This is a genomic window from Stenotrophomonas sp. NPDC077421 (assembly GCF_049545505.1).
Taxonomy (GTDB): Bacteria; Pseudomonadota; Gammaproteobacteria; order Xanthomonadales; family Xanthomonadaceae; genus Stenotrophomonas; species Stenotrophomonas nematodicola.
The window spans coordinates 41,606-67,247 of sequence record NZ_JBMWDP010000026.1 but is presented as its reverse complement, the minus strand read 5'-3'; the positions used below and the strand labels follow the sequence as shown (position 1 = coordinate 67,247).

At 69.5% G+C, this 25,642-nt stretch carries 12 protein-coding genes; 9 read left to right on the top strand and 3 right to left on the bottom strand.

The genetic code is table 11. The annotated features are described in order from the left end of the window. Positions 1–1,241: leucyl aminopeptidase (locus ACPEH1_RS14270; protein ID WP_423715964.1), on the bottom strand; the 1,241-nt coding region annotated here is incomplete at its 3' end. 104 nt (positions 1,242–1,345) lie between these two features. On the opposite strand from ACPEH1_RS14270, the gene lptF reads away from it, so the two are divergent. Then, complete coding sequence (gene lptF / locus ACPEH1_RS14265) at positions 1,346–2,425, top strand: LPS export ABC transporter permease LptF (RefSeq protein ID WP_017356287.1); 1,080 nt, start codon at positions 1,346–1,348, stop codon at positions 2,423–2,425. Next, positions 2,422–3,528 carry an LPS export ABC transporter permease LptG gene (lptG, locus tag ACPEH1_RS14260; RefSeq protein WP_017356286.1) on the top strand — a complete coding sequence of 369 codons (1,107 nt, stop codon included), beginning with the start codon at positions 2,422–2,424 and terminating at the stop codon, positions 3,526–3,528. The genes lptF and lptG overlap by 4 nt, the downstream gene beginning before the upstream one ends. A gap of 159 nt (positions 3,529–3,687) precedes the next feature. Here the strand turns inward: lptG and ACPEH1_RS14255 are convergent, their stop codons facing one another. Then, positions 3,688–4,161, bottom strand: a complete 474-nt coding sequence (locus ACPEH1_RS14255; RefSeq protein WP_287248299.1) for an RDD family protein — start codon at positions 4,159–4,161, stop codon at positions 3,688–3,690. A gap of 70 nt (positions 4,162–4,231) precedes the next feature. On the opposite strand from ACPEH1_RS14255, the gene xerD reads away from it, so the two are divergent. Together xerD and ACPEH1_RS14245 are read left to right on the top strand one after the other, a co-directional pair. Then, complete coding sequence (xerD, locus tag ACPEH1_RS14250; protein ID WP_166473630.1) at positions 4,232–5,209, top strand: site-specific tyrosine recombinase XerD; 978 nt, start codon at positions 4,232–4,234, stop codon at positions 5,207–5,209. A 102-nt stretch (positions 5,210–5,311) separates the two neighbouring features. Continuing rightward, positions 5,312–6,091: a thioredoxin fold domain-containing protein gene (locus ACPEH1_RS14245; protein ID WP_423715963.1), complete on the top strand. Its 780-nt coding sequence runs from the start codon at positions 5,312–5,314 to the stop codon at positions 6,089–6,091. Between the two features lie 69 nt (positions 6,092–6,160). Here the strand turns inward: ACPEH1_RS14245 and ACPEH1_RS14240 are convergent, their stop codons facing one another. Then, positions 6,161–8,266 (bottom strand): glycosyl hydrolase family 18 protein, encoded by a 2,106-nt coding sequence (locus ACPEH1_RS14240; RefSeq protein ID WP_153164923.1) that lies wholly within the window; start codon positions 8,264–8,266, stop codon positions 6,161–6,163. 289 nt (positions 8,267–8,555) lie between these two features. On the opposite strand from ACPEH1_RS14240, the gene purL reads away from it, so the two are divergent. The 5 genes from purL to xpsF all read left to right on the top strand — a co-directional run bounded on the left by purL (position 8,556) and on the right by xpsF (position 25,637). Then, positions 8,556–12,485 (top strand): phosphoribosylformylglycinamidine synthase, encoded by a 3,930-nt coding sequence (gene purL, locus ACPEH1_RS14235; protein ID WP_423715962.1) that lies wholly within the window; start codon positions 8,556–8,558, stop codon positions 12,483–12,485. Positions 12,486–12,932: 447 nt separating this feature from the next. Further along, the gene (locus ACPEH1_RS14230; protein WP_423715961.1) at positions 12,933–20,510 is read left to right on the top strand and encodes an ESPR-type extended signal peptide-containing protein; all 7,578 of its coding nucleotides are present in this window, start codon (positions 12,933–12,935) and stop codon (positions 20,508–20,510) included. 158 nt (positions 20,511–20,668) lie between these two features. Continuing rightward, complete coding sequence (locus ACPEH1_RS14225; RefSeq protein ID WP_026070909.1) at positions 20,669–22,528, top strand: S8 family peptidase; 1,860 nt, start codon at positions 20,669–20,671, stop codon at positions 22,526–22,528. Between the two features lie 123 nt (positions 22,529–22,651). Beyond that, positions 22,652–24,379 carry a type II secretion system ATPase GspE gene (gene gspE / locus ACPEH1_RS14220; protein ID WP_423715960.1) on the top strand — a complete coding sequence of 576 codons (1,728 nt, stop codon included), beginning with the start codon at positions 22,652–22,654 and terminating at the stop codon, positions 24,377–24,379. A gap of 37 nt (positions 24,380–24,416) precedes the next feature. Further along, positions 24,417–25,637 (top strand): type II secretion system protein XpsF, encoded by a 1,221-nt coding sequence (gene xpsF, locus ACPEH1_RS14215; protein WP_262071570.1) that lies wholly within the window; start codon positions 24,417–24,419, stop codon positions 25,635–25,637. Positions 25,638–25,642: the final 5 nt, after the last annotated feature.

Here is a 25,642-nt window from a genome sequence, read left to right as displayed (position 1 = left end):
AGCGGCAGGCGCCAGGCGCGGTCGAACACGTGCTCGCCGGCGGCCAGCAGTTCATTGGCCAGGTCGTCGTGCTTGGTCATCAGGCCGGCGGTCTGGTGGCCCAGGGCGACCATGCACGCACCGGTCAGGGTGGCCACGTCGACCAGGGCGGCCGGCTCGAACCGCTGCGCGTAGGTCAGGGCGTCGCACAGGATCAGGCGGCCCTCGGCGTCGGTGTTGCCCACTTCGATGGTCTTGCCGGACATCGAGGTGATCACGTCGGACGGGCGGTAGGCATTGCCGTCGATGGCGTTCTCGACCGCCGGCACCACCACCACCAGGTTCAGCGGCAGCTTGGCGGTGACCGCGGCCACGAAGGTGCCGATGACGTTGGCGCCACCGCACATGTCGTACTTCATCTCTTCGATGCCGCCCTGGGTCTTCAGGTTGACGCCGCCGGTGTCGAAGGTGATGCCTTTGCCGACCAGCACGTACGGCTTGGCGTCGCCGCCGTTGCTCCACTTCAGCACGACCAGGCGCGGGCGGTTGGCCGAGCCGCGGGCCACGGCCAGCAACGACCCCATGCCCAGCGCTTCCATCTGGGTCTCGTCCAGGATCTCCGCATCGGCGCCGGCGTGGGCCTGGGCGAAGGCGACAGAGGACTCGGCCAGGTAGGCCGGGGTGCACAGGTTCGGCGGCAGATTGCCCAGCTCGCGGGCGTACTGCACGCCGGCGGCGATGGCCTGGCCCTGGGTCAGCGCCTGGGCGTCGTCGCCGGCGATGGCCAGGGTGGTCAGGCCCGGTTCTTCGGCCTTCTTCTTGCCCAGCGTGGCGCTGTAGCGGTAGGCGGCGTGGTCGGCGGTGATGATGGCCTGGCGGATGTTCCAGGCGGCATCACGGCCCTTCACCGGCAGTTCGGTCAGGGTGAGCAGCGCATGGTGGTTGACGCCGCTCTTCAGGGCGCGGCTGGCGTCACCGACCGCCTTGAGGTACTGCGGCACGCCGAATTTGGCGGTTTCGCCCAGGCCGACGACCAGCACGCGCGGTGCGGTCACGCCCGGCAGATCGTGCAGCAGGGTGGTGTTGCCGGTCTTGCCGCCGACGTCGCCGCGGGCGACCAGCGCCGACAGACGGCCACCGGAGGCAGCATCCAGGGCCTGTGCCGCCGGGCTCAGGGACTGGTCGGCAAAGGCGCCGACGATGACGCAGTCGCACGCGGCGGTGGCCGGTGCTGCGCGGTTCAGGGTGAATTCCAGGGCCATTGATCAGATTCCGTTGGCAAATCCGTACAATCGCGAGCTGTTTACGCCCAGCCAGTAGACTGGACCATGCCGCGAACGAATCCGAGAGTTTAAACCACCGCCCCATGTCGAAGCTCGATCGCTATCTCCTGCGTGATTTCCTCCAGAGTTTCCTGGCCACCCTGATCGTGCTGCTGGTGGTGAGTGTCGGTGGTGTCCTGGTGGACATCCTCGGCAACATCGCCGATGGCCGGCTGCCCGCCCGCCTGCTGTTCTCGCAGCTGGGCCTGCAGTTCATCGTGTACATGCCCCTGATCCTGCCACTGGCGCTGATGCTGGGCCTGCTGCTGGCCACCGCCCGCCTGTACCGCGACTCGGAGATGGCGGTGCTGACCGCCATCGGGGTCGGGCCCCGGCGCCTGCTGCGCCCGCTGATGATGCTGGTGCTGCCGGTGATCGCCGTGATCGGGCTGTGCTCGCTGTGGCTGGGCCCCTGGGCAGACCGTACCGGCGAGAAAATGATCGACGAGGCCAACCGCAGCATCGTCATGGCCGGCCTGGAGGCGGGCAAGTTCACCTCGCTGCCCAATGGCGGGGTGGTCTATCTGTCCTCGGTGTCGCCCGATGGCACCCAGCTGGGCAAGGTGTTCATGCAGCGCCAGAAGGGCGACCGCATCGAGGTGGTTTCGGCCGACCGTGGCCGGATGTTCTTCGAGGGCGAGCGCCAGCGCTACCTCGAGCTGGACGATGGCCACCAGGTGGAAGGCCCGGTCAACGGCGGCCTGGACTACAGGCTGGTGACCTTCGCGCGCAACGATGTGGCGCTGCCGGACGGGGCCGACACGCGCAAGGACGACGATCCGGAGCTGTTGACGACAGGTCAGCTGCTCGGCGATGACCGGCCGGCGGCCCGCGCGCAGCTGCACGCGCGCATCGCCCCGCCGCTGATCGCGCTCGCCTTCGCGCTGATGACGCTGCCGCTGGCACGCAGTTCGCCGCGCCAGCAGCGCTACGGGCGGATGATGCTGGCGTTCCTGGCCTACATGGTGGGCATGAACCTGATGTTCATCGGCACCCGCTGGATCGCCGATGGCAAGGTGCCCGGCAGTGTGGGCCTGTGGTGGCTGAGCCTGCCGTTGCTGGCGCTGGCCATCTGGATGTATTTCCGCGACGGCAAGCTGTCGCGTCCCCGGAGGACCGCATGAAACTGCGTCCCATGCGGTTTGATTTCTATCTGGGCCGGGCGGTGTTCGGCACGGTCCTGCTGACCTGGGCGGTTCTGGTCGGGCTGGACGTGGTGATGGCGTTCTCCGGCGAGTTCAAGGACGTGGGCAAGGGCAGCTATACGGCTGGCCATGCGGCGGCCTGGGTGCTGTACACGGTGCCGCGCCGCGCCTACACCTTCTTCCCGACGGCCGCGGTGATCGGCGCGCTGATGGGGCTGGGGCAGCTGGCGGCCACCTCGGAACTGACGGCGCTGCGGGCGCTGGGTCTGTCGCGCAAGCGGCTGAGCGTGTCGGTGGCAGTGGCGCTGTCGCTGCTGACGGCGGTGATGGTGTTCAGCGGCGAAACGCTGGGACCGTGGGGCCAGAGCAAGGCCGACGACATCAAGATCAGCGCGCGCTGGGGCAGCACGCTCAGCGCGGCGCGCTACCAGGGCGTCTGGGCGCGCGAGGGCGACACGTTCCTGAGTGCGACCAGTGGCGATGAGCAGCTGCAGGCAGGGGGCGGGACGCGCCTGGTCCTGCACGATGTGCGCCTGTACAAGATCGGCGACGATGGGCGTCTGGCCTCGCTGACGCACGCGGCAACGGCCGAGCACGATGCGCAGGGCTGGGTGCTGAAAACGGTGCGCCGGGATACCTTCGGCGACCGCTCGGCAACGCGCCAGACCGTGGCCTCGGAGCCGTGGGATTCGCGGCTGGATGCGGCGGCGCTGGCCACGGGCATCGCCAAGCCGCGCAACCTGACGGCGATGGACCTGCGCAACAGCATCGAGTACCGCAAGCGCAACGGGCTGGATGCGCGCGATTATGAAGACATCTACTGGAGCCGCTGGTTCTATCCGCTGAACGTGCTGGCGCTGTGCCTGGCGGCCGTGCCGTTCGCGTTCGGCTCGCTGCGCAGCGGCGGCATGGGCAAGCGCCTGTTCCTCGGCATCCTGTTCGCGCTGGGCTTCTGGTTGCTGCAGTTGTTCTTCGGCCGCATGGCCGGCGCGCTCAAGTTCGATTACCGCATCGCCTACGCGCTGCCACCCATCGTGATGCTGGTGGTGTCGGGCATGCTGTTCCGGCGGAAGTCGGGGTAAGCGGCGTCAGGCGTCAGGCGTTAAGCAGAAGCAGGGCGTGCGGCGTTTTGGTTGTCCCGGGGCAGGCGTGTCCCGCAGCCCTGGGGTACGGGTACCCAGCGCGGGAACACCTGAAACGCTGCGGTTGCCTTCGCTTCAGTGCTTCGGTGCTTCAGCGCTTCAGCGCTTAAGCAGGCGCACCAGCCGCGTGCCGCTGGCGCGGTCGTGCCAGGTCAGGCGCTGGCGGTCGAGCAGGGCCCACCACAGGCCCAGACCGCCGAGCAGCACCGAGAGGGTGCCCACGCTGTAGCGCAGCCAGAGCTGGCGGCGGCCGGGCGCGGTACCGTCGGCGTTGACCACCTGCAGCCGCCACGGCCGCATGCCCAGTGTCTGGCCGCCGCGCCGCCAGCTCCAGGTGGCATAGACGCCGGTGACCAGCCAGCAGCACAGCCACAACAGCCATTGCAGCGCACTGAACGGCGCGATGTTCTCGCGCGCTGCGTGTCCGGACAGCGTGTAGCCGGCCACGAACAGCGAGCTGACCAGCATCCACAGTGCGAGTGCGGGGAAGAAGTCGTACAGCAGCGCCAGCAGGCGCCACAGCAGCAGCGAGGCGGGGCGGGTCGCGGCGGGAGCATCGGTGGTGGTGGCCATGCCGCGAGCATACCCGGGCATCGGCCCGGCGTGGATGGCCGGCGCGCGCCGCGCTCCGTATGCTGATGGCATGTCCGATGTCTCCACCCCGGCGCAACGTCGCCAGCTGGTCCAGCACCTGCCCGCGCTGCGCGATGCCGATGCCGCGGTCATTCAGCATTTTCTTGACACGATCTGGGCCGAACAGGGGCTCGCGCGGGCCTCCCTGGACAGCTACCGGCGCGATCTGGAAGGGCTCGCGCGCTGGCGTGACGGGCGCGCCGGTGGCCTGGCCGCGATCGACCGTGCCGGTCTGTTCGATTACCTGGCGTGGCGCGCGCAGCATGGATGGTCGCCGCGCAGCAACGCACGTCTGCTCTCGGCCCTGCGCGCGTTCTTTGCCGATGCCGTGCGTCGCGGCCGGCGCGCCGACGATCCCACCGCCCTGCTGGACCCGCCGCGCCTGCCACGGCTGCTGCCCAAGGCCCTGGCCGAAAGCCAGATCGATGCGCTGCTCGATGCTCCCGACATCGACGATCCGATCGGCCTGCGCGACCGGGCCATGCTCGAACTCATGTATGCCGCCGGCCTGCGCGTCAGCGAACTGGTGCACCTGCCCGCCAACGCGGTCAACCTGCGCCAGGGCGTGCTGCGCGTCACCGGCAAGGGCAGCAAGGAGCGCCTGGTGCCACTGGGCGAGGAATCCCAGCATTGGCTGGAACGCTACCTTGCCCACTCGCGCCCGCGGCTGGCCGGTGGGCGCAGCGTGCCCGGCGGCCAGGACGGCAGCGTGCCGATGTTCCTCGCTCCGTCCCTGCAGCCGCTCAGTCGCCAGCAGTTCTGGGGGCTGGTGAAAAAGTATGCGGCCCTGGCCGGCATCGACCCGGTCCGGATCAGCCCGCACGGGCTGCGGCACAGCTTTGCCACCCACCTGCTCAACCGTGGTGCCGATCTGCGCGCGCTGCAGATGCTGCTTGGCCACAGCTCGCTGTCCACCACCCAGATCTACACCCTCGTCGCGCGCGAGCACCTGCAGAAGCTGCACGCCCGGCACCATCCGCGCGGCTGACCCGCCCCCGGCGTGCAACGCATCACTGTTCCGCTGCCGTGCAGCCGGGCGACGGCCCGGCTATGCGAGAATCCCGGACCTTCTTTCCTACCGGATCGCGCCATGCTCCGAGTTGCCATTGCCGCCCTGTTCGGCGCGCTCAGCCTGACTGCCTGCGCGCAGCAGCCCTCCGAGCCGGCTGCCAAGCCCGCCGCGTCTGCCCCGGTGGCCGGCGGCAGCGCCGAGCAGCGCGTACGCACCGCCCTGCAGCAGCTGGACCCCAAGTTTGCCCCGGACTTCATCGGCGCTGCACCGTTCGCCGGGTTCCGGGAAGTGCTGGTGGCCGGCCAGGTGCTGTACGTCTCCGATGACGGTCGCTACCTCATGCAGTCCCAGCCCTACGACATCCAGAACAAGGCGCCGGCCAGCAGCCCCGGCCTGCTCGCGTACCGTCGCGGTCTGCTGGACAAGGTGCCGCAGGGCGAGCGCATCGTGTTCGCCGCGCCCAACGCCAAGTACACCGTCAGCGTGTTCACCGATATCGAATGCGGGTACTGCCGCAAGCTTCACCAGGATATCGCCGAGCTCAACCGCAACGGCATCACCGTCGAATACCTCGCCTTCCCGCGCATGGGCCTGGGCAGCCAGGATTACACCGACATGATCTCGGTGTGGTGCGCAGCCGACCGCAAGCAGGCGTTGACTGCCGCCAAGACCGGCAAGCCGGTGCCGGCCAGGAGCTGCACCAACCCGGTGGCCATGCAGTACACGCTCGGCCAGCAGATCGGCGTCAATGGCACCCCGGCGATCTTTGCCGCCGATGGCACCCAGCTCGGCGGCTATGTGCCCCCGGCGCAGCTCAAGGCCGCGCTGGAACGCATCTCGGCCGGCGGCAGCCGCTGAAACAACAACGCCCCGGCATGACCGGGGCGTTGCCGTTGCGGGGCCGGCCGAGGGTCGGCCGGCGACCGGTCAGTTCAGGCCGTCGCTGATCGCCTTGGTCAGCGTGCCCTGCGCGTCATCGCCGCTGAACTCCCAGAAGAACGCGCCGCCCAGGCCCTGGGCCTTCACGTAGCCCATCTTCTCGGTGACCATCGCCGGGGTGTCCACGCTCCAGAACGTGGTGCCGTTGGAGATCCACGTGGCCTTGGCCGTGGTGTCGGTATAGACCGGCCAGGCAAGGTTCTTGAGCACCTTCCAGTCTTCGATCCCGGCTTCGTACGTGCCCGGTGCCGCGCCGCTGGCGCTGCGGTACAGGCCGTTGTTGCCGCTGGCCACGCCGGTCCAGCCGCGCCCGTAGTAGCCGATGCCCAGGTTCAGCTTGCTGGCCGGTACGCCGCGGCTGATGAAGGCCTCCATCGCATCGTTGCTGTTGTAGAACTTCTGGTCGCCCGTGGAGGGGTCGGCCGGCGAGTCGAACAGCGCCGAGTGATGGTTGGTCTGCGGGTCCCATGCGCCGTGGAAGTCGTAGGTCATCACGTTGATGAAGTCCAGGTACGGGTGGAACGCGGCCGGATCGGTCACCCGGATCTTGTCGATACCCGCGCCCACCGCCACGGTCAGCAGCAGCCCCGGCCGCACCGCGTCGAGCTGACGGCGGAACTCGGCCAGCAGTGCCGTGTAGTTGGCGTTGTCGGCCGGCGTGCCGCAGCTCAGCCCGCAGGCCACCGGGTACTCCCAGTCGATGTCGATGCCATCGAACACACCGGCGGCCGCGCCCACCCCACCGGCACCGTCGGTGACCGGCAGGTTGCCCTTGATGTAGGCATCGATGCACGAGGCCACGAAGGCCTGGCGGTTGGCCGGCTGCGCCGCGCTGGAGAAGCCGCGCGACCAGGTCCAGCCACCGAGCGAGATCAGCACCTTCACGTTCGGGTGCTTGGCCTTGAGCTGCTTGAGCTGGTTCCAGTTGCCGCGCAGCGGCTGGTCCCACGTATCGGCGCTGCCGCTGACACTCTCGCCGGCGCCGAAGGCCTTGGTGTAGTCGGCGAAGGCATCGCCCCCCACGCCGGTGTTCGGATCGGAGGCCTGGGTGACGCCCACTTCGCAGCGGTTGTTGCGCACGTTGCCGAAGGCGTAGTTGATGTGCGTCAGCCTGGCCGCCGCACCGCTGGTGTCGATGTTCCTGACCCGGTAGTTGCGCCCGTAGATGCCCCACTGGGTGAAGTAGCCGATCACCCGCTTGGTGCCGCCGCCACCGCCGCCGGCCGCCGTGGTCACGCTGATCGATGCGCTCTGCGCCGAGGCGTTGCCGGCGTTGTCGCGTGCGCGCACCGTGTAGGTGTAGGCCGTGCTCGCCGTCAGGCCGCCGTCGGTGTACTGGGTGGCGCTGGGCGAACCCACCAGACCGCCGTTGCGGTACACGTCGTAGCCGGCCACGCCGCTGCCGCCGCTGTTGTCGGTGGCTGCGTTCCAGGTCAGGTTGACCGTGGTGGCCGTTTTCGATGGCGATGCCAGGCCGCCGGGCACGCTGGGCGGGGTGGTGTCGTTGCTGGCGGCGGTGACGGTCACGCTGACCGTGGTCGAGGAGGTGACCGCATTGGAGTTGTCGGTGGCCACGGCCTTGAGGGTGTGGCTGCCGGCCGCTGCATTGGTCCAGGTCACGCTGTACGGCGCGCTCGTGTCGATGCCCAGCGAGGTGCCGCCGCGGAAGAACTCGACCTTGCTGATGCTGCCGTCGCTGTCACTCGCATTGGCGCTGACGGTGATGCTGCTGCCGGCGCTGAAGCTGGCGCCATTGGCCGGCGAGGTCAGGCTGACGCTGGGCGGCTGGTTGCCGCCGCTGCCGTCGCAGGTGCCCAGGTTGGTGTAGTAGGGCGCGCCGGCCGGGTGATCCGGCGGGGCGTTCCAGATGTCCTGGTTGGCCCGGTACAGCACGCCGCCCTTCTGCAGGGTGGACCCGGCCAGGTAGATGGCGGCCGGGTTCCATTCCGGCACGCCGGTACAGCTGGCGGCCTGGGCCAGTGTCGGCGCGCCGGCCGCGGCGGCCAGGGCCAGCACCAGCAGCCAGCGGGCATGGCCACGTCGGGCCGGGGGAGATATCGATGTCACTGCACTGCGCACTATCGGGTCCTGCATGGGAATTCTCCGATCAGGTGGTGGGCGCATGGCGCCGGGTTGGCGCCATGCGTGCAGCAGTCCGGGGCCGGTGAGAGAGGCCGGCGACAGCAGTGGGGGCGGACGGGGCCCCGGCCGGAAGGCGCCCGGCCAGGTGGTGATAACGTTGTCATGCATTCGGCCGACAATCCGTGAACCAGTGCATGGTTCAGCCGTGAAGACGCAGGGGGCCGCTCCCCCGGACGGGCGGGTTCCGGCGGTGGACTTGGGTACAATAGTGGGCCCCGTCTCCAACCACGGTTCCCCGGACATGATGGTCCTCGAGGGCGCATCCGCCCTTTCGCCGTTCCGCCGCGAACGTCTTGAATCCCGCCTGCAGTCCCTCGCCGCCTCCCTGCGCATCGCCGGTGCCTGGCATGTCTACTTCATCCAGACCGAGGGCGATGCCGCCCCGGACCCGGCGATCCTGAGCCGGATCCTGGAAGCCCAGCCGACGCTGGCCGGGCAGGAAGAGGGGGCCGTTACCCGCTTCGTCGTGCCACGCCTGGGGACGTTGTCGCCCTGGTCGAGCAAGGCCACCGAGCTGGTCCGCGGTGCCGGGCAGCCGATCCGCCGCGTCGAGCGCGGCCTGCGCATCGATCTGGTCGGCTGGCCGGCCGACGCGGCCACGGCCGAGGCGGTGGCGCGCGTGCTGCACGACCCGATGACCCAGTCGGTGCTGAACAGCGCCGATCAGGCCCAGGCGCTGTTCACCGCGCCCGCCCGGGGTGAGCTGGAGCGCATCGCGCTGGATGACCTGGAAGCGGCCAACCGCCGCCTCGGGCTGGCGATGGCCCAGGACGAGATCGACTACCTGCGCGAGCGCTTCGGTGCGCTTGGCCGCAGCCCGTCGGACGTGGAACTGATGATGTTCGCGCAGGCCAACTCGGAGCACTGCCGGCACAAGATCTTCAATGCCAGCTGGACCATCGACGGTGCCGACCAGCCCCACTCGCTGTTCCGCATGATCAAGAACACCCACCAGCAGACCCCGCAGCACACGTTGAGCGCGTACAGCGACAACGCCGCGGTGGTCGCCGGCTTCCCCGCCGCGCGCTACCGTCCGGACCCGGCCACGGGCGAGTACCGCAGCGAAGCGGTGGTCGATTCGGCGTTCTGCATCAAGGTGGAAACGCACAACCACCCGACCGCGATCGCGCCCTTCCCGGGCGCGTCCACCGGCGCCGGCGGCGAAATCCGCGACGAGGGCGCCACCGGCCGCGGCGGCAAGCCCAAGGCCGGCCTGACCGGCTTCTCGGTCTCGCACCTGCGCATCCCGACCCTGCCGCAACCGTGGGAAGCGCCGCGCGCGCTGAACCCGCGCATGGCCCCGGCGCTGGACATCATGCTGGACGGCCCGCTCGGCGGCGCCGCGTTCAACAACGAGTTCGGCCGTCCCAACCTGCTTGGCTACTTCCGCAGCTTCGAGCTGCCCGAAGGCGAGGGCCTGACCCGCGCCTACGACAAGCCGATCATGCTGGCAGGTGGCCTCGGTGCCATCGACCAGGTCCAGGTCGAAAAGCTCAGGCTGCAGCCGGGCGACGCGGTGATCGTGCTCGGCGGTCCGGCGATGCTGATCGGCCTGGGCGGTGGTGCCGCCAGTTCGGTGGCCTCGGGCGAAAGTGCCGAAGACCTCGACTTCGCCAGCGTGCAGCGCGACAACCCGGAAATGGAACGCCGCTGCCAGGAAGTGATCGACCGCTGCGTCGCGCTGGGCCTGGACAATCCGATCCGCTGGTTCCATGACGTCGGCGCCGGTGGTCTCTCCAACGCGATTCCCGAACTGCTGCACGACTCGGGCGTGGGCGGCGTGATCGACCTGGGCAAGGTGCCCACCGACGACCCGTCGCTGTCGCCGATGCAGCTGTGGTGCAACGAATCGCAGGAGCGCTACGTGCTTGGCGTGCCGCAGGCGCGCCTGGCCGAGTTCGCCGCGCTGTGCGCGCGTGAACGCTGCCCGTTCGCCGCCGTTGGCGTGGCGACCGCCGAAGAACGCCTGGTGGTGGCCTACGGCGCGACCGTGGACAACATCCCGGCCGACGCGCCGATCGACCTGCCGATGGACGTGCTGTTCGGCAAGGCGCCGAAGATGCACCGCGATACCGTTCACCCGGCGCCGCCGCGCTGGCCGGCGCTGAAGACCGCCGGGCTGGACCTGCATGACGCCGGCCTGCGCGTACTCGCGCATCCGTCGGTGGCGTCCAAGAACTTCCTGGTCACCATCGGCGACCGCAGCGTTGGCGGCCTGACCGCGCGCGAGCAGATGATCGGTCCGTGGCAGCTGCCGCTGGCCAACGTCGCCATCACCCTGGCCGGGTTCGACACCGTGGCCGGCGAAGCGATGGCGATCGGTGAGCGCACCCCGCTGGCGCTGCTGGACGCGGCCGCGTCGGCACGCATGGCGGTGGGCGAAGCCATCACCAACCTGTGCGCCGCTCCGGTGGACGCGCTGGAGACGGTGAAGCTGTCGGCCAACTGGATGGCTGCGGCCGGCCACAACGGCGAAGACGCGCTGCTGTACGACGCCGTGCGTGCGGTGGGCATGGAGCTGTGCCCGCAGCTGGACCTGAGCATTCCGGTCGGCAAGGACTCGCTGTCCATGCAGGCGCAGTGGCACGACGCCGGTACCGCGCACAAGTCGGTCTCGCCGGTTTCGCTGGTGATCTCCGCGTTCGCGCCGGTGGCCGACGCCACCACCCAGCTGACCCCGCTGCTGGACCGCGATGCCGACAGCGAGCTGTGGCTGATCGGCCTGGGCGCCGGCAAACAGCGTCTGGGCGGGTCGATCCTGGCCCAGGTGCATGCCGACCACAGCGCGCTGCCCGCGTTCGCCGGTGCCGTACCGGACCTGGACGATCCGCAGCGCCTGCGTGCGTTCTTCGAGCTGATCCGTGACGCGCGCCAGGCCGGCCTGCTGCTGGCCTACCACGACCGCAGCGATGGCGGCGCGTTCGCCGCGCTGTGCGAAATGGCCTTTGCTTCGCGTCTGGGCATGGACATCACCCTGGATGCCTGGGGCGATGATCCGTTCCGCAGCCTGTTCAACGAAGAACTCGGTGCGGTGGTGCAGATCGCCAAGGAAGACCGCGCCGCGTTCGCCGATCTGGTCGAGCGCCATGCGCTGACCGAATGCGCGCAGCGCATCGCACGGCCGACCACCGCGCCGGTGGTGCGGGTGTCGCTGCAGGGCGAAAGCCTGGTCGAGTGGCGCTGGGAAGCACTGTTCGATGCCTGGTGGTCGGTGACCCACGCCATGCAGAAGCTGCGCGACAACCCGGACAACGCCGACCAGGAGCGTGCGGTCGCGCGCAGCTTCACCGCGCCGGGCCTGAAGCCGAAGCTGACCTTCGACCTCAACGAGGATGTGGCGTCGCCGTATCGGGATGCACCCGTGTCGCGGGCGCAGGAGGGGCAGGAGCGGCGCATCAACATCGGCGCGCGTCCGCGCGTGGCGGTGCTGCGCGAGCAGGGCGTCAATGGCCAGATTGAAATGGCCAACGTCTTCGAACGTGCCGGTTTCCGCACCTTCGACGTACACATGAGCGACCTGATCGAAGGCCGCGTCGCGCTGTCGGACTTCACCGGGCTGGTTGCCTGTGGTGGCTTCAGCTACGGCGACGTACTCGGTGCGGGCCGCGGCTGGGCCACTTCGGTGCTGGAGCGCACGGCGCTTCGTGACGCCTTCGCGGCGTTCTTCGCGCGGCAGGACAGCTTCGCGCTGGGTGTGTGCAACGGTTGCCAGATGATGAGCCAGCTCAAGGACATCATCCCGGGTGCCGAGCATTGGCCGCAGTTCCGCCGCAACCGCAGTGAGCAGTTCGAAGCGCGCACCGCCCTGCTGGAAGTGGTGGAATCGCCCTCGATCCTGCTGCGTGGCATGGCCGGCTCGCGCCTGCCGGTGGCCGTGGCGCATGGCGAAGGCCAGGCGGTGTTCGCCTCCGCCGTGGACCAGGCGGCCGCCCGCGTCGCGCTGCGTTACGTGGACGGCGATGGCAATGTGGCCAGCCAGTACCCGCTCAACCCGAACGGGTCGCCGGACGGCATCACCGGCCTGACCACCACCGACGGCCGCGTCACCATCATGATGCCGCACCCCGAGCGCACGCCGCGCGCGGTGAATCTGAGCTGGCATCCGGCCGAGTGGACCGGCGACTCGCCGTGGCTGCGGATGTTCCGCAACGCACGCGTATGGTGCGGATGATCAACCCTACTGTTGCGAATGGTTGCACTGTGAAAGTCGCATGAAGAAAGTCGCCGGTATCACCGGCGACTTTTTTTTGCGCCGCGATTTTCATCGCTGGCAATGAGTTACAGCGCGTTACATGGCCGAAATCCGTTTTCACGTGGTTTCACACTGTTATAACGAAATAACCGAGTATCGCGTCGAAAATGTGACGAAACACACGGTCATATGTTTTTCCACGTCAATGTCTTGACGGATTTGGCACGGTAAGTTAACACTGCATTCTCATTTCGACAGCGTTCAGTCAGCAGTAACCGCACGGAAAGCGAGCAACGCTGTACGTCTCTGCCTGCCGTTCGGCATAACGCAGTAAATCAAGCGAAAACGCCCCCAGGGGACGTTGGGCCACGCGGCCCGGCGTTGGCGTCGCTTTGCCTAAAACCAGCCTAATCAGGAGCCGTATCGATGAATCGGATTTATCGCAAGGTCTGGAACAAAGCACTGGGGCAGATGGTCGTCGCCTCGGAATTGGCCAGCAGCCAGTCCCCGGGGGGAGTCATCGATCAGCGCCGATCCACTGGCGGCCGCAACGCCACGTTGCTGTCGGCCGCCATCGCCTTGACGCTTGGCCTCGGCGCGGCTGTTGTCACGCCAACCGCCCGTGCGCAGTCGGTTGAAGTGGGGGGCAACGCGAACTGCGTGGTGCTCAACAGCAAGATCCTCGACAGCTGCGTGGTCGACGGCAGCGCCAGCGCCACCGGCACCAATGCGGTGGCCATCGGCAGCAGCAGCACCGCGTCGGCGGCCAACAGCGTGGCGCTGGGCGCCGGCTCGCGCGCCAACCGCGCCAACACGGTGTCGGTCGGCGATGCCGGCAAGGAGCGCCAGGTCACCAACGTCGCGGCCGGCACCGCCGCCACCGATGCGGTGAACAAGGCGCAGCTGGACAAGGTCGCGGTCGCCGCCGAAGGCGCGACCCGTTACTTCAAGGCCGATGGTGACGGCGACGACACCGATGCGGCCCGTATCGATGGCGAGGGTGCGCTGGCGGCCGGCGCCAGTGCCACTGCAGAAGGCGACGGAGCAACCGCGTTGGGGCGCGGCAGCCAGGCGCTGGCCAATGCGACTACGGCCGTGGGCAGTGACGCGATCGCCGCCGGCCTCGGTGGCAGCGCCTTCGGTCAGAACGCACTGGCCTTGGGCGATGCGAGCACCGCCGTGGGGCAGAGTGCGGTCGCTGTCGGCCTCGGCGATGTCGCGCTCGGCGCGTCGGCCGTCGCGGCCAGCGAAAACGGCGCGGCGACCGCCATCGGCGGCCTGGCCGAAGCCAGTGCCGATGGCGCGACCGCTGTCGGTGGTGGCGCGCTCGCCATCGGCCTGGGCAGCACCTCGCTTGGCCGCGGTGCCGGCAGCGGCGGCGAAGCCTCCGTGGCGGTCGGCGCGTTCAGCGTGGCCGTCGGCGATTTCAGCGCCACCCTCGGCGCCAACTCCGCCGCCGTTGCGGTCGGCAGCGTGGCGCTCGGTGCCGGCTCCTACGCCGACCGCGTGGACACGGTGTCGGTCGGCAATGCCGACAACGGCCTGCGCCGGCAGATCACCAATCTTGCCGAAGGCACCGAAGCCACCGATGCGGTGAACAAGGCCCAGCTGGATGAAGTGGGCGCGGTGGCCGCCACCACCGACAAGTACTTCCAGGCCAGTGGCAGCGCCGACAGCGATGCCGGTGCGTACGTCGATGGCGACAACGCCACGGCAATCGGCGAAGCATCCAATGCACTCGGCAACGGCGCCACCGCACTGGGCAGCGGCGCCACGGCCGTGGCGCAGAACGCCACGGCGGTCGGCTACAACGCCGTGGCCAGCGGCCAGAACAGCGCGGCCTTCGGCAACAACGCACAGGCCAACGGCCCGGGCAGCGTGGCCGTCGGCGGTGCAGCAGTGGATGCCGACGGCAATCCGCTGATCACCAATGGGGGCGTGCCGGTGGATACCGGCGCCACCAGCGCCGGCGTCGGTGGCACGGCCGTCGGTGCCAGCGCCGAAGCATCCGGGTTCGCAGCCTCGTCCTACGGTGTCGGCGCATACGCAGGCGGTGCGCAATCGTCGGCGTTCGGTGCGGTCGCCAATGCGACCGGTGACTATTCCACGGCGGTCGGCACGCAGAGCGTGGCCACCGGCGCGAGCAGTACCGCCATCGGCGGTCCGGCCGATCTGCTGCCGGGGCTGGGCTTCTTCGTGCAGACCCAGGCCAGCGGCGAAGCCGCCACGGCCGTCGGTGCCGGCGCCATTGCCAGCGGCGATTACGCGGTCGCCAACGGCACCCTGAGCGAAGCATCGGGCACCGAAGCGACGGCGGTCGGCTACTTTGCCTATGCACCGGGCGAGGGAGCCTCGGCGCTGGGCGCGGAAAGCTGGGCCAGCGGCGACCTGAGCACCGCCGTGGGCTTCTACAGCACCGCGCGCGGCGCCAACAGCGTGGCGCTGGGGGCAAACTCCACCGCCACCCGCGACAACACCGTTTCGGTGGGCGATGTCGGCAACGAGCGGCAGATCACCCACGTGGCCGCCGGTACCGAGGCGACCGACGCCGTCAACAAGGCGCAGCTCGATGGCGTGGCGCAGGTCGCCAACGTCACCGCCAACCGCTTCAAGGCCAACGCCTCCGACGGCAGTGACGTGGGTGCCTTCGCCGACGGCGATGGCGCGCTGGCCGCCGGCGAAGCGAGCAACGCGCTCGGTGCCGGTGCCGCTGCGCTGGGCAACGGCGCCAGCGCGGTGGGCGATGACACGGTGGCCGTCGGTCGCAACGTGGCCGCCAACGGCAACGGCAGCGTCGCCATCGGTGGGCTCGGGCAGGCGTACGACGCGTACAACCAGCCGCTGGTCGATGCCGACGGCAACGCGGTCCTGGTCGGCACCACGGCCGTCGCGGACGCGGTTGCGGTGGGAGCCGGTGCACAGGCCACCGGTGCACTGAGCAATGCCTTCGGCAGCGGCGCGCAGGCCACGGGCGACAACAGCCTGGCTGGCGGCTACAAGGCCCGCGCGACCGGCGACTACAGCGTCGCTCAGGGCGACAACGCCTTCGCCAGCGGTGAGGAATCCACCGCGACCGGCGCCTATGCGTGGGCAACGGCAGACGGCGCGACCGCCTTCGGTGCGAGTGCGTGGGCCACCGAAGCCAATGCCACGGCCGTAGGCCAGTCGGCCTGGGCCAGCGGCACCGGTTCCACCTCCATCGGCTACAACAGCTGGGCACGCGGCAGCAGTGCCACCGCGCTCGGGCGTGGTGCGTTCGGCTATGGCGACAACAGCGTCGCGGTCGGCTTCCAGGCGTTGGGCAACAGCATCAACAGCATTGCCATCGGCACCAACGTGGTGGCCGGCGGCGAGAGCGCGATCGGCATCGGTGCCGGCAGCGCGGCCAGTGCCAGCAATGCGGTCGCGCTCGGTGCCGGCTCGGTGGCCGATCGTGCGTACACGGTGTCGGTGGGCAGCGATGCACGCCAGCGCCAGATCACCCAGGTGGCCGCCGGTACCGAAGGCACCGACGCGGTCAATCTGGACCAGTTGAACGCGGCAACCGACCAGTTCCAGGCCAGCGGTGATGGCGTGGCGGTGGCCGGTGGTGAAGAGAGCGTGGCCGCCGGTGCCAACGCCGCCACCGATGGCGACTACGCCACGGCCGTGGGCTCCAGCAGCTACGCCGGCGCTGACGGCGCCTCCGCGCTGGGCAGTGGTGCGTTCGCATTGGCCAACAATGCCAGCGCGGTCGGCTTCAATGCGCTGGCCAGTGCGGCCAACGCGGTTGCGGTGGGTGCCAACGCGCAGGCCACCGGCGAGTACGCCACCGCCAGCGGTGCCGAAAGCGAAGCCTCCGGCGAGCAGAGCACCGCCACCGGTGCGGCCAGCATCGCCTCCGGTGCCGGCAGTCTCGCCGGCGGTGCGCTGTCCGAAGCGGCCGGTGAAGAATCGGTGGCGCTGGGCTACTTCAGCACCGCCAGTGGCGAGGGTGCCACTGCGGTCGGTGCCGAGAGCGTGGTCAGCGGTACGCTCGCGGCCGGCTACGGCTTCGCCTCCGAAGCCACCGCCAACTACGCCACCGCGATTGGTGGCTATGCCGTCGCCTCGGCCTTCAATGCCACCGCGCTCGGCAGCTTCGCGCAGGCCACCGGCTCCAACAGCGTGGCTGTGGGTGGCGATGCCGAAGCCTCCGGCGCCTACAGCACCGCCACCGGCCAGGGCAGCCTGGCCAGCGGCACCAACAGCGTGGCCGTCGGTGGCGCCCTGTTCGGTCTGCTGCCCACCGAGGCCTCCGGCAACTATTCCACTGCCGTCGGTGGTGGGGCGTGGTCGCCGGGTGTGAACAGCACGGCACTGGGCAATGCAGCCACCTCCAGCGGCGCCAACAGCGTTGCCCTCGGCGCCGACTCCATCGCCGACCGCGACGATACCGTGTCGGTCGGCAGCGCCGACGCGCAGCGCCAGATCACCAACGTGGCTGCCGGCACGCAGGACACCGATGCGGTCAACGTGGCGCAACTGAAGGAGGTGGCAGCGGTGGCCGAAACCACCAGCAAGTACTTCCAGGCCAGTGGCAGCGACGACAGCGATGCCGGTGCACTGGTCGACGGCGACAACGCGCTGGCGGCCGGCGAAGCGGCCAACGCCATCGGTGACGGCACCACCGCGCTCGGCAGCGGAGCCAATGCGCTGGCGGACAACGCCACCGCGATCGGTGTCGATGCTCTGGCGACCGGCGCAGGTGCCTCGGCCATCGGCAGCAATGCCCAGGCCACCGGCGAAAACAGCGTGGCGGTGGGTACCGGTGCCAGCGCCAGCGAGCTGGGTGCCAGTGCGATCGGCACTGCGGCACAGGCCTCCGGCGCCTACAGCACCGCCACCGGCGCCGAGTCGATCGCCAGCGGCCAGCAGGCCACCGCCACCGGCTTCCGCAGCAGCGCCAGCGATGCCGGCGCCACCGCCTACGGCAGCTACAGCGAAGCCAGCGGGCGTCTGTCGGCGGCACTGGGCTACGGCGCCATCGCCTCCAGCAACCTGGCCACGGCGGTCGGCACCTCGGCGACCGCGTCCGGTGCCAGCGCGGTCGCGCTCGGCGAATCCAGCGAGGCTACCGGCGATGAAAGCGTGGCCATCGGCGGCTCGACCTTCTACGGTCTGCTGCCGGCACGCGCGTCGGGCACGGGGGCGGCGGCCTTTGGTGCCGGCGCATGGGCCACCGACGACTACGCCACCGCGATCGGCTGGAATGCATGGGCCGATGCGGCCAGCGCCACCGCGCTGGGTGAAAGCGCAGTGGCCAGTGGCGTCAACAGCGTCGCCCTGGGCGCCGGGTCGACCGCAGACCGCGACAATACCGTCTCGGTGGGCACGGCCACCGCGCAGCGTCAGATCACCAACGTGGCGGCGGGTACCGAAGGCACCGACGCGGTCAATCTGGACCAGTTGAATGCCGTGGCCGATGTGGCCGAGGAAACCAACCGGTACTTCAAGGCGTCGGGCAGCGGCAACGGCGATGATGTCGGCAGCTATGTCGACGGTGCCTACGCCACGGCGGCAGGTGAGGCGGCCAACGCCTTCGGCACCGGCGCATCGGCATACGGCAGCGGCGCGCTGGCGTCCGGCCGCAACGCGTCGGCCTCGGGCTTCAACGCGTCGGCCACGGCCGATTCGGCCACCGCGATCGGTGGTGCGCTGTACTACGAGGACGCCAACGGCAACGTGGTGCTCGACCAGGCCACCAGTGCCAGCGGTATCGGCGCCACCGCGCTGGGCGCCGGTGCACAGGCAGAGGGCGTGTTCAGCACCGCCACGGGTGCGGCCGCCACCTCGGCCGGGCTGCAGTCGGCCGCGTTCGGCTTCAGCGCCGAGGCGGGCAGCGACTACAGCACCGCCGTGGGCGCCTTCAGTGCCGCCACCGGCGTGCGTACCACCGCGCTCGGTTACGGTGCCGAGGCCAGCGGCGACTACGCTGCCGCGCTGGGCTGGGGCAGTGCCGCGTCGGGCAGCTATGCCAACGCGATCGGCTACGCGTCGCAGGCCAGCGGCGCCAACAGCCTGGCCGCCGGCGCCAACGCCTGGGCCACTGCCGCGCAGAGCACGGCGGTGGGGCAGCTGGCGTGGGCGACCTCGGCCGGTTCCACCGCACTGGGCCAGGACAGCTATGCCTACAGCGGCATCAATGCCACCGCGCTGGGCAAGAGCGCCTCGGCCAGCGGCGAAGGCAGCGTCGCGCTTGGCGCCGGTGCACGAACCAGCGAGGCCAACGTGGTCTCGGTCGGCGGCGGCAACGGCACCACCGGTCCGGCAACCCGCCGCATCACCAACGTGGGTGCGGGCGTCAACGCTACCGATGCGGTCAACAAGTCGCAGCTGGACAGCGTGGCCGCCACTGCCGATGCGGTAGGCAAGCACTTCCAGGCCAGCGGCAGCGGCGTCGCCACGGCGAGCGGCACCGACGCACTCGCCGCCGGTGCCGGTGCGACCGCCAGCGCGACCCGCAGCAGTGCGCTGGGTACCGCTGCGGTGGCGTCGGCCACCGGAGCCACCGCGATCGGCGCCGATGCATCCGCACGCGGCACCAACAGCACGGTGATCGGCCGCCAGGCCTCCACCAATGCGACCAACGGCGTGGCCATCGGCAACGGCGCCTTCGCCAGCAACGGTGCCAACAGCATCGCCATCGGCTCTGCGGCGGGCGTGTCCGGCGCCAACGCGGTCGCGCTGGGTGCCGGTTCGCGCGCGGTGGAAGCCAACGTGGTCTCGGTGGGCGGCGGCAACGGTACCGATGGTCCGGCCACGCGCCGGATCGTCAACGTCGGCGCCGGTCGCATCGCCGAGGGCAGCACCGATGCGGTTACCGGCGGGCAGCTCAACACCACCAACCAGCGCGTGGGCGCGGTGGAAACCCGCGTGGGCGATATCGACACCCGCATCGGCACGGTGGAGAACGTGGCGGCCAATGCGCTCACCTATGACGACAGCAGCCGCGACACGTTGACCCTGGCCGGTCTGCAGGGCACCACGCTGGAGAACGTGGGCAACGGCTCGATCGCGTCCGGCAGCCGCCAGGCGATCAACGGCGGCCAGCTGTTCCAGTCGTTGAGCGATGCTGCCAGCTTCCTCGGCGGCGGTGCCAGTGTGGGCATGCAGGGCGTGTTCGTGGCGCCCAACTACGTGATCCAGGGCGCCAGCTACGCCAACGTCGGCGATGCATTGGGTGCGCTCGACCGCAAGGTCACCGAGCTTGACCAGCGCATGGCCGGCAGTGGCGGCACGGCACGGGCACGCGGTGCCGGTGCCACGGTGGCCAGCGCCAGTCTGGCCACCGTGGAAACGGCCGTACCGCTGTCCAGTGATACGGCGCTGGCCGACGTGCAGGGCACGCCGACCGCCGCCAGCGTGGGCGGCAGCCAGGCTTACGTGGCACCGTCCGCCGCCGCCTCGTCTGCCGTGAACGCGGTGGCGATGGGCGAGGGCGCGGTTGCCAGCGGGGCCGCGTCCACCGCGATCGGTCAGGGGGCGTCGGCGACCGCAGCCAACTCGGTGGCGCTGGGCCAGGGCTCGGTCGCCGACCGCGCCGACACGGTCTCGGTCGGTGCCACCGGCAACGAACGCCAGGTCACCCATGTCGCGGCCGGTACCCAGGCCACCGACGCGGTCAACAAGGGCCAGCTCGACGGTGGCATCGCCAGCGCCAACAGCTACACCGACCAGCGTTTCACCACGATGGCCGACAGCTTTGACATCTACAAGGGCGAGATCGACCAGCGCCTCCGTCACCAGGATCGCCGCATCGACCGCCAGGGCGCGATGAGCGCGGCGATGCTCAACATGGCCACCAGTGCCGCCGGCGTACGCACGCAGAACCGCGTCGGTGTCGGCATCGGGTTCCAGGGCGGCGAATCGGCGCTGTCGCTGGGCTACCAGCGCGCCATCAGCGAGCGCGCCACGGTCACCCTGGGCGGTGCGTTCAGCAGCGATGACAGCTCGGTCGGCGTGGGTGCCGGCTTCGGCTGGTAAGCGTGTGGACGGGGCGGCACCGGCAGGGTGTCGCCCCGGGAAATGCAAGGCCTGAGGGGGCGGGTCACGGGAACCCTGGCCAGGGCCGGCCAGTGGTTGTCGCATGGAGTGTTGGCCTGAACAGTCGTTTGATCCATGACCTTGAAGAGGACTTCAACGTGATCAGTAAGCAGAACCTTCGCATCAACGTACTGGCAGCCGCGCTGCTGTCGATGTCGGTCGGCACCGGTGCCGCGTTTGCCGGCACCCTTCGCGCCGAAGAGCCGGTACGCGCGGCCACTGTCGCGCAGCAGGTCAGCGACGGCATCATCATCAAGTACCGCAGCGGCACCGCTGCTGCGTCCGACCGCTCGGCCAAGCTGCAGGTGGTGCATTCGGCGCTGTCGCGGGCGAGCCTCAACGGTGGCACCGTGCGCGCCAACGCGCTCAGCCCGCAGGTGGTGCGCACGCTCGGCGTGGGTGCCGACCTGATCCGCCTGCAGAGCCGGCTCGGCGGCGCCGAACTGCAGAAGGTACTGGCCGAACTGTCGGCCGATCCCTCGGTGCAGTACGCCGTGGCCGACGTGCTGATGCAGCGCGCCGACCTGCGCGCCAAGGCCGACGCCACCCCGCAACTGGTGCCCAACGACCAGTACTACCAGCAGTACCAGTGGCATTTCCACAACGCCGTGGGCGGCATCAACGCACCGGCCGCCTGGGACGTGTCCCAGGGTGAGGGCGTGGTGGTGGCGGTGATCGATACCGGCATCGTGCCCAACCATGTGGACTTCACCGGCAATCTGCTGGAGGGCTACGACTTCATCAGCAACGCGGCGCGCTCGCGTCGCCCCACCAATGACCGCGTGCCCGGCGCCCTGGACTACGGCGACTGGGTGGAAAACGACAACGAGTGCTACCAGGGCTCGCTTGCCGATGACAGCTCCTGGCACGGCACGCACGTGGCCGGTACCGTGGCCGAAGCGACCAACAACGGCATCGGCATGGCCGGTGTCGCGTACAAGTCCAAGGTGCTGCCGGTACGCGTGCTCGGCAAGTGTGGTGGCAGCCTGTCGGATATCGCCGATGCGATCACCTGGGCGTCCGGCGGCACCGTGGCCGGCATTCCGGCCAACCCCAACCCGGCCGAAATCATCAATATGAGCCTGGGCGGCGGTGGCGCGTGCGATCCGGTCTACCAGGCCGCGATCAACGGTGCGGTGCAGCGCGGCACGGTGGTGATCGTGGCGGCAGGCAACGACGGCGGCCCGGTGGCCAACGCACGTCCGGCCAACTGCAACAACGTGGTGGCCGTCGGTGCCACCCGCATCACCGGTGGCATCACCTACTACTCCAATTACGGCCCGGCAGTGGATCTGTCCGCACCGGGTGGCGGCGGCAGCGTCGACGGCAACCCGGGCGGCTTCGTCTGGCAGGCCGTGTCCAGCAGCACCACCTCGCCGGATCTGGGCACCTCCACCTACGGTGGCAAGGGCGGCACCTCGATGTCCTCGCCGCACGTGGCCGCCGTGGCCGCGCTGGTGCAGAGCGCCTTGATCGCCAACAACCGCGACCCGCTGACCCCGGCGGCGATGGAGACCCTGCTCAAGGAGACGGCCCGTCCGTTCCCGGTCAGCATTCCGGCGTCCACCCCGATCGGCACCGGCATCCTCGATGCCAAGGCCGCGCTGGACAAGGCGCTGGAAGAGCCGTGCACCGAGGACTGCGGCCCGACCGCGACGCCGCTGACCAACAAGGTGGCGGTGGGCGGCCTGAGCGGCGCCGGTGGCAGCGAAGTGCTCTACAGCTTCGAGGCCCAGGCCGGCAAGGTGCTCAGCCTGCTGACCTACGGTGGCAGCGGCAACGTGTCGGTGTACGTCAGCCAGGGCAAGGAACCGACCGCGACGGCCTACGACGCCAAGTCGACCCGTCCGGGCAACAGTGAAACCGTGCGCTTCACCGCGCCGGTGGCGGGCACGTACTACATCAAGCTGGTCGGCGAGTCCGCGTTCAGCGGCGTGAGCATCGTCGCCAACCAGTAAGCGTATCGCCCTGCTGCGGGAGTCCGTCTTGTGACGGGCTCCCGCTTTTGCATTCCGCACCGGGGAATCCCGCGTAGGATCGCGACGAACTGCTAAAGTCGCAGGGGTTGCCAGGAGAGCTTCGTGAACGCGGTTGCCCACGGTCCCACTGCCGAATCCGCAGCGGAAACACGACTAGTCGACGTATTGCTGCAGAAGGGGCGCCTGAAGGAAGGCGACCTCGCGCGCGCGCGTCCGTTGCACCGTGAATCCGGCGGCAGCCTGCTGCAGCTGCTGGTGCGGCTGGGTCTGGTGTCCGAGCGCGACCATGCCCAGACCAGCAGCGAGGTGCTGGGGCTGCCGTTGCTGGATGCCAAGGCGGTTCCGGAAAGCCCGCCCGAGGCCCTGCTCGAAACGCTGCCGCTGTCGCTGCGTTTTCTCAAACAGTTTCACGTCTGCCCGCTGGCGCTGCAGGACGGCGTGCTCGACCTGTGGGTCTCCGACCCGCAGGACCCGTACGCCGCCGAGGCGGTGCAGCTGGCCACCTCGGTTCCGGTGCGCCTGCACGTGGGGCTGCGCTCGGAGATCGACGATCTGATCGAACGCTGGTTCGGCCAGGGCCGCAGCGCGATGGGCGCGATCATCGAGACCGCTGACGGCGAAGGCGCTGCGGTGGACGACATCGAACATCTTCGCGACCTGGCCTCCGAAGCGCCGGTGATCCGCCTGGTGAACCTGGTGATCCAACGCGCGGTGGAACTGCGCGCCTCGGACATCCACATCGAACCGTTCGAGAACCGCCTGAAGGTGCGCTATCGCGTCGACGGTGTGCTGATCGACGGCGAAAGTCCGCCGGCCAATCTGACCGCGGCGGTGATCAGCCGCGTCAAAATCATGGCCCGGTTGAACATTGCCGAACGCCGCCTGCCGCAGGACGGCCGCATCATGCTGCGCGTGCAGGGCAAAGAGCTGGACCTGCGCGTGAGCACGGTCCCCACCGCGCACGGCGAGAGTGTGGTGATGCGCCTGCTCGACCGGGACACGGTGGTGTTCGACTTCCAGCGCCTCGGCTTCACCGACGCCTTCCTGCCGCAGTTCCGCCGGGTGCTGGAACAGCCGCATGGCATCCTGCTGGTTACCGGCCCGACCGGATCGGGCAAGACCACCACGCTGTACACCGCGCTGAGCCAGCTGAACACCGCCGACGTCAAGATCATCACCGTCGAAGACCCGGTGGAATACCAGATCGAAGGCATCAACCAGATCCAGGCCAAGCCACAGATCGGGTTGGATTTCGCCAACGCCCTGCGCAGCATCGTGCGCCAGGATCCGGACATCATCATGATCGGCGAAATGCGCGATCTGGAAACGGCGCGCATCGCCATCCAGTCCGCGCTCACCGGCCACCTGGTGCTGTCCACGCTGCATACCAACAACGCCGCCGGTGGCATCACCCGCCTGCTCGACATGGGCGTGGAGGATTATCTGCTGACGTCCACCATCAACGGCATCCTCGCCCAGCGCCTGGTGCGCCGCCTGGAGCCGTCGCATGCGCTGCGCTATCCGGCCTCGCCGGAGGAGATCGAGAAGTTCGGCCTGCGCCGCCTGCAGCCGCAGGGCGAGATCTTCCTGTACCGCGCGCAGCCGTCGGCGGCAGCGCCCACCGGTTACCTGGGGCGCACCACGATCATGGAGTTCCTGGTGATGAACGACGAACTGCGGCGTGCGGTGATGCGGCGTGCCGGCATGGGCGAGATCGAGCAGATCGCACGCGCCGCCGGCATGCGCACCATGTATGAAGATGGCCTGTCCAAGGCGCTGCAGGGCCACACCACCCTTGAGGAAGTGCTGCGCGTGACGGAGGAATCCTGATGCGCCGCGCGTGCCGGCAGCGGAGCGGCGGCTGAGCATGCCCCAGTACCGCTACAAGGCGCTCAACGCCCACGGTGAGCTGTTCGACGGGCAGATGGAGGCCGCCAGCCAAGCCGAGGTCGCCGCGCGGCTGCAGGACCAGGGCCACGTGCCGATGGAAGCGCGGCTGGCCAGCGACGGCGTGGCCAGCGCATCGTCGTGGGCCACGCTGCTGCGGCGCAAACCGTTCGACGGCGCCGCGCTGGTGCAGTTCACCCAGCAGCTGGCCACGCTGCTCGGCGCGGGCCAGCCGCTGGATCGCGCGCTGACCATCCTGCTGGAGCTGCCCGAGGACGAGCGCAGCCGCCGGGTGATCACCGAGATCCGCGACATCGTGCGTGGGGGCGCCGCGCTGTCCACCGCACTGGAACGCCAGCACGGCCTGTTCTCGCGGCTGTACATCAACATGGTGCGCGCCGGTGAGGCCGGCGGCAGCCTGCACGACACCCTGCAGCGCCTGTCGGACTACCTCGAACGCAGCGCCGAGCTGAAAGGCCGGGTGATCAACGCGCTGATCTATCCGGCGATCCTGCTGGCCGTGGTCGGCGGCGCGCTGCTGTTCCTGCTCGGTTATGTGGTGCCGCAGTTTGCCACCATGTACGAAAGCCTGGACGTGGCCTTGCCCTGGTTCACCCAGTGGGTGCTGGCGGCCGGCACGGTGGTGCGTGAAGGCTGGATCGCAGTGATCGTGGTCCCGGCGCTGGTGGCGCTGGTGATCGAGCGCAAACTGCGCCAGCCGGCGTTCCGCCTGGCGCTGGATGGCTGGCTGCTGCAGCGCCGCGGCATCGGCGCGCTGGTGGCCAAGCTGGAAACCGCGCGGCTGGCACGCACCCTCGGCACGCTGCTGCGCAATGGTGTGCCGCTGCTGTCCGGCCTGGGCATCGCCCGCAACGTGCTGGGCAACCGCGCGCTGGCGGCCGACGTGGACGCGGCCAGCGACGAGGTCAAGAACGGCAACGGCCTGTCCGCCTCGCTGGCGCGCGGCAAGCGCTTCCCACGTCTGGCCCTGCAGATGATCCAGGTCGGCGAGGAATCCGGCGCGCTGGATACCATGCTGCTCAAGACCGCCGACACGTTCGAACAGGAAAGCGCACGCGCGATCGACCGCCTGCTGTCGGCGCTGGTACCGGTGATCACCCTGGTGCTGGCCTCGGTGGTCGGGCTGGTGATCGTGGCCGTGCTGGTGCCGCTGTACGACCTCACCAACGCCATCGGCTGAGCGCC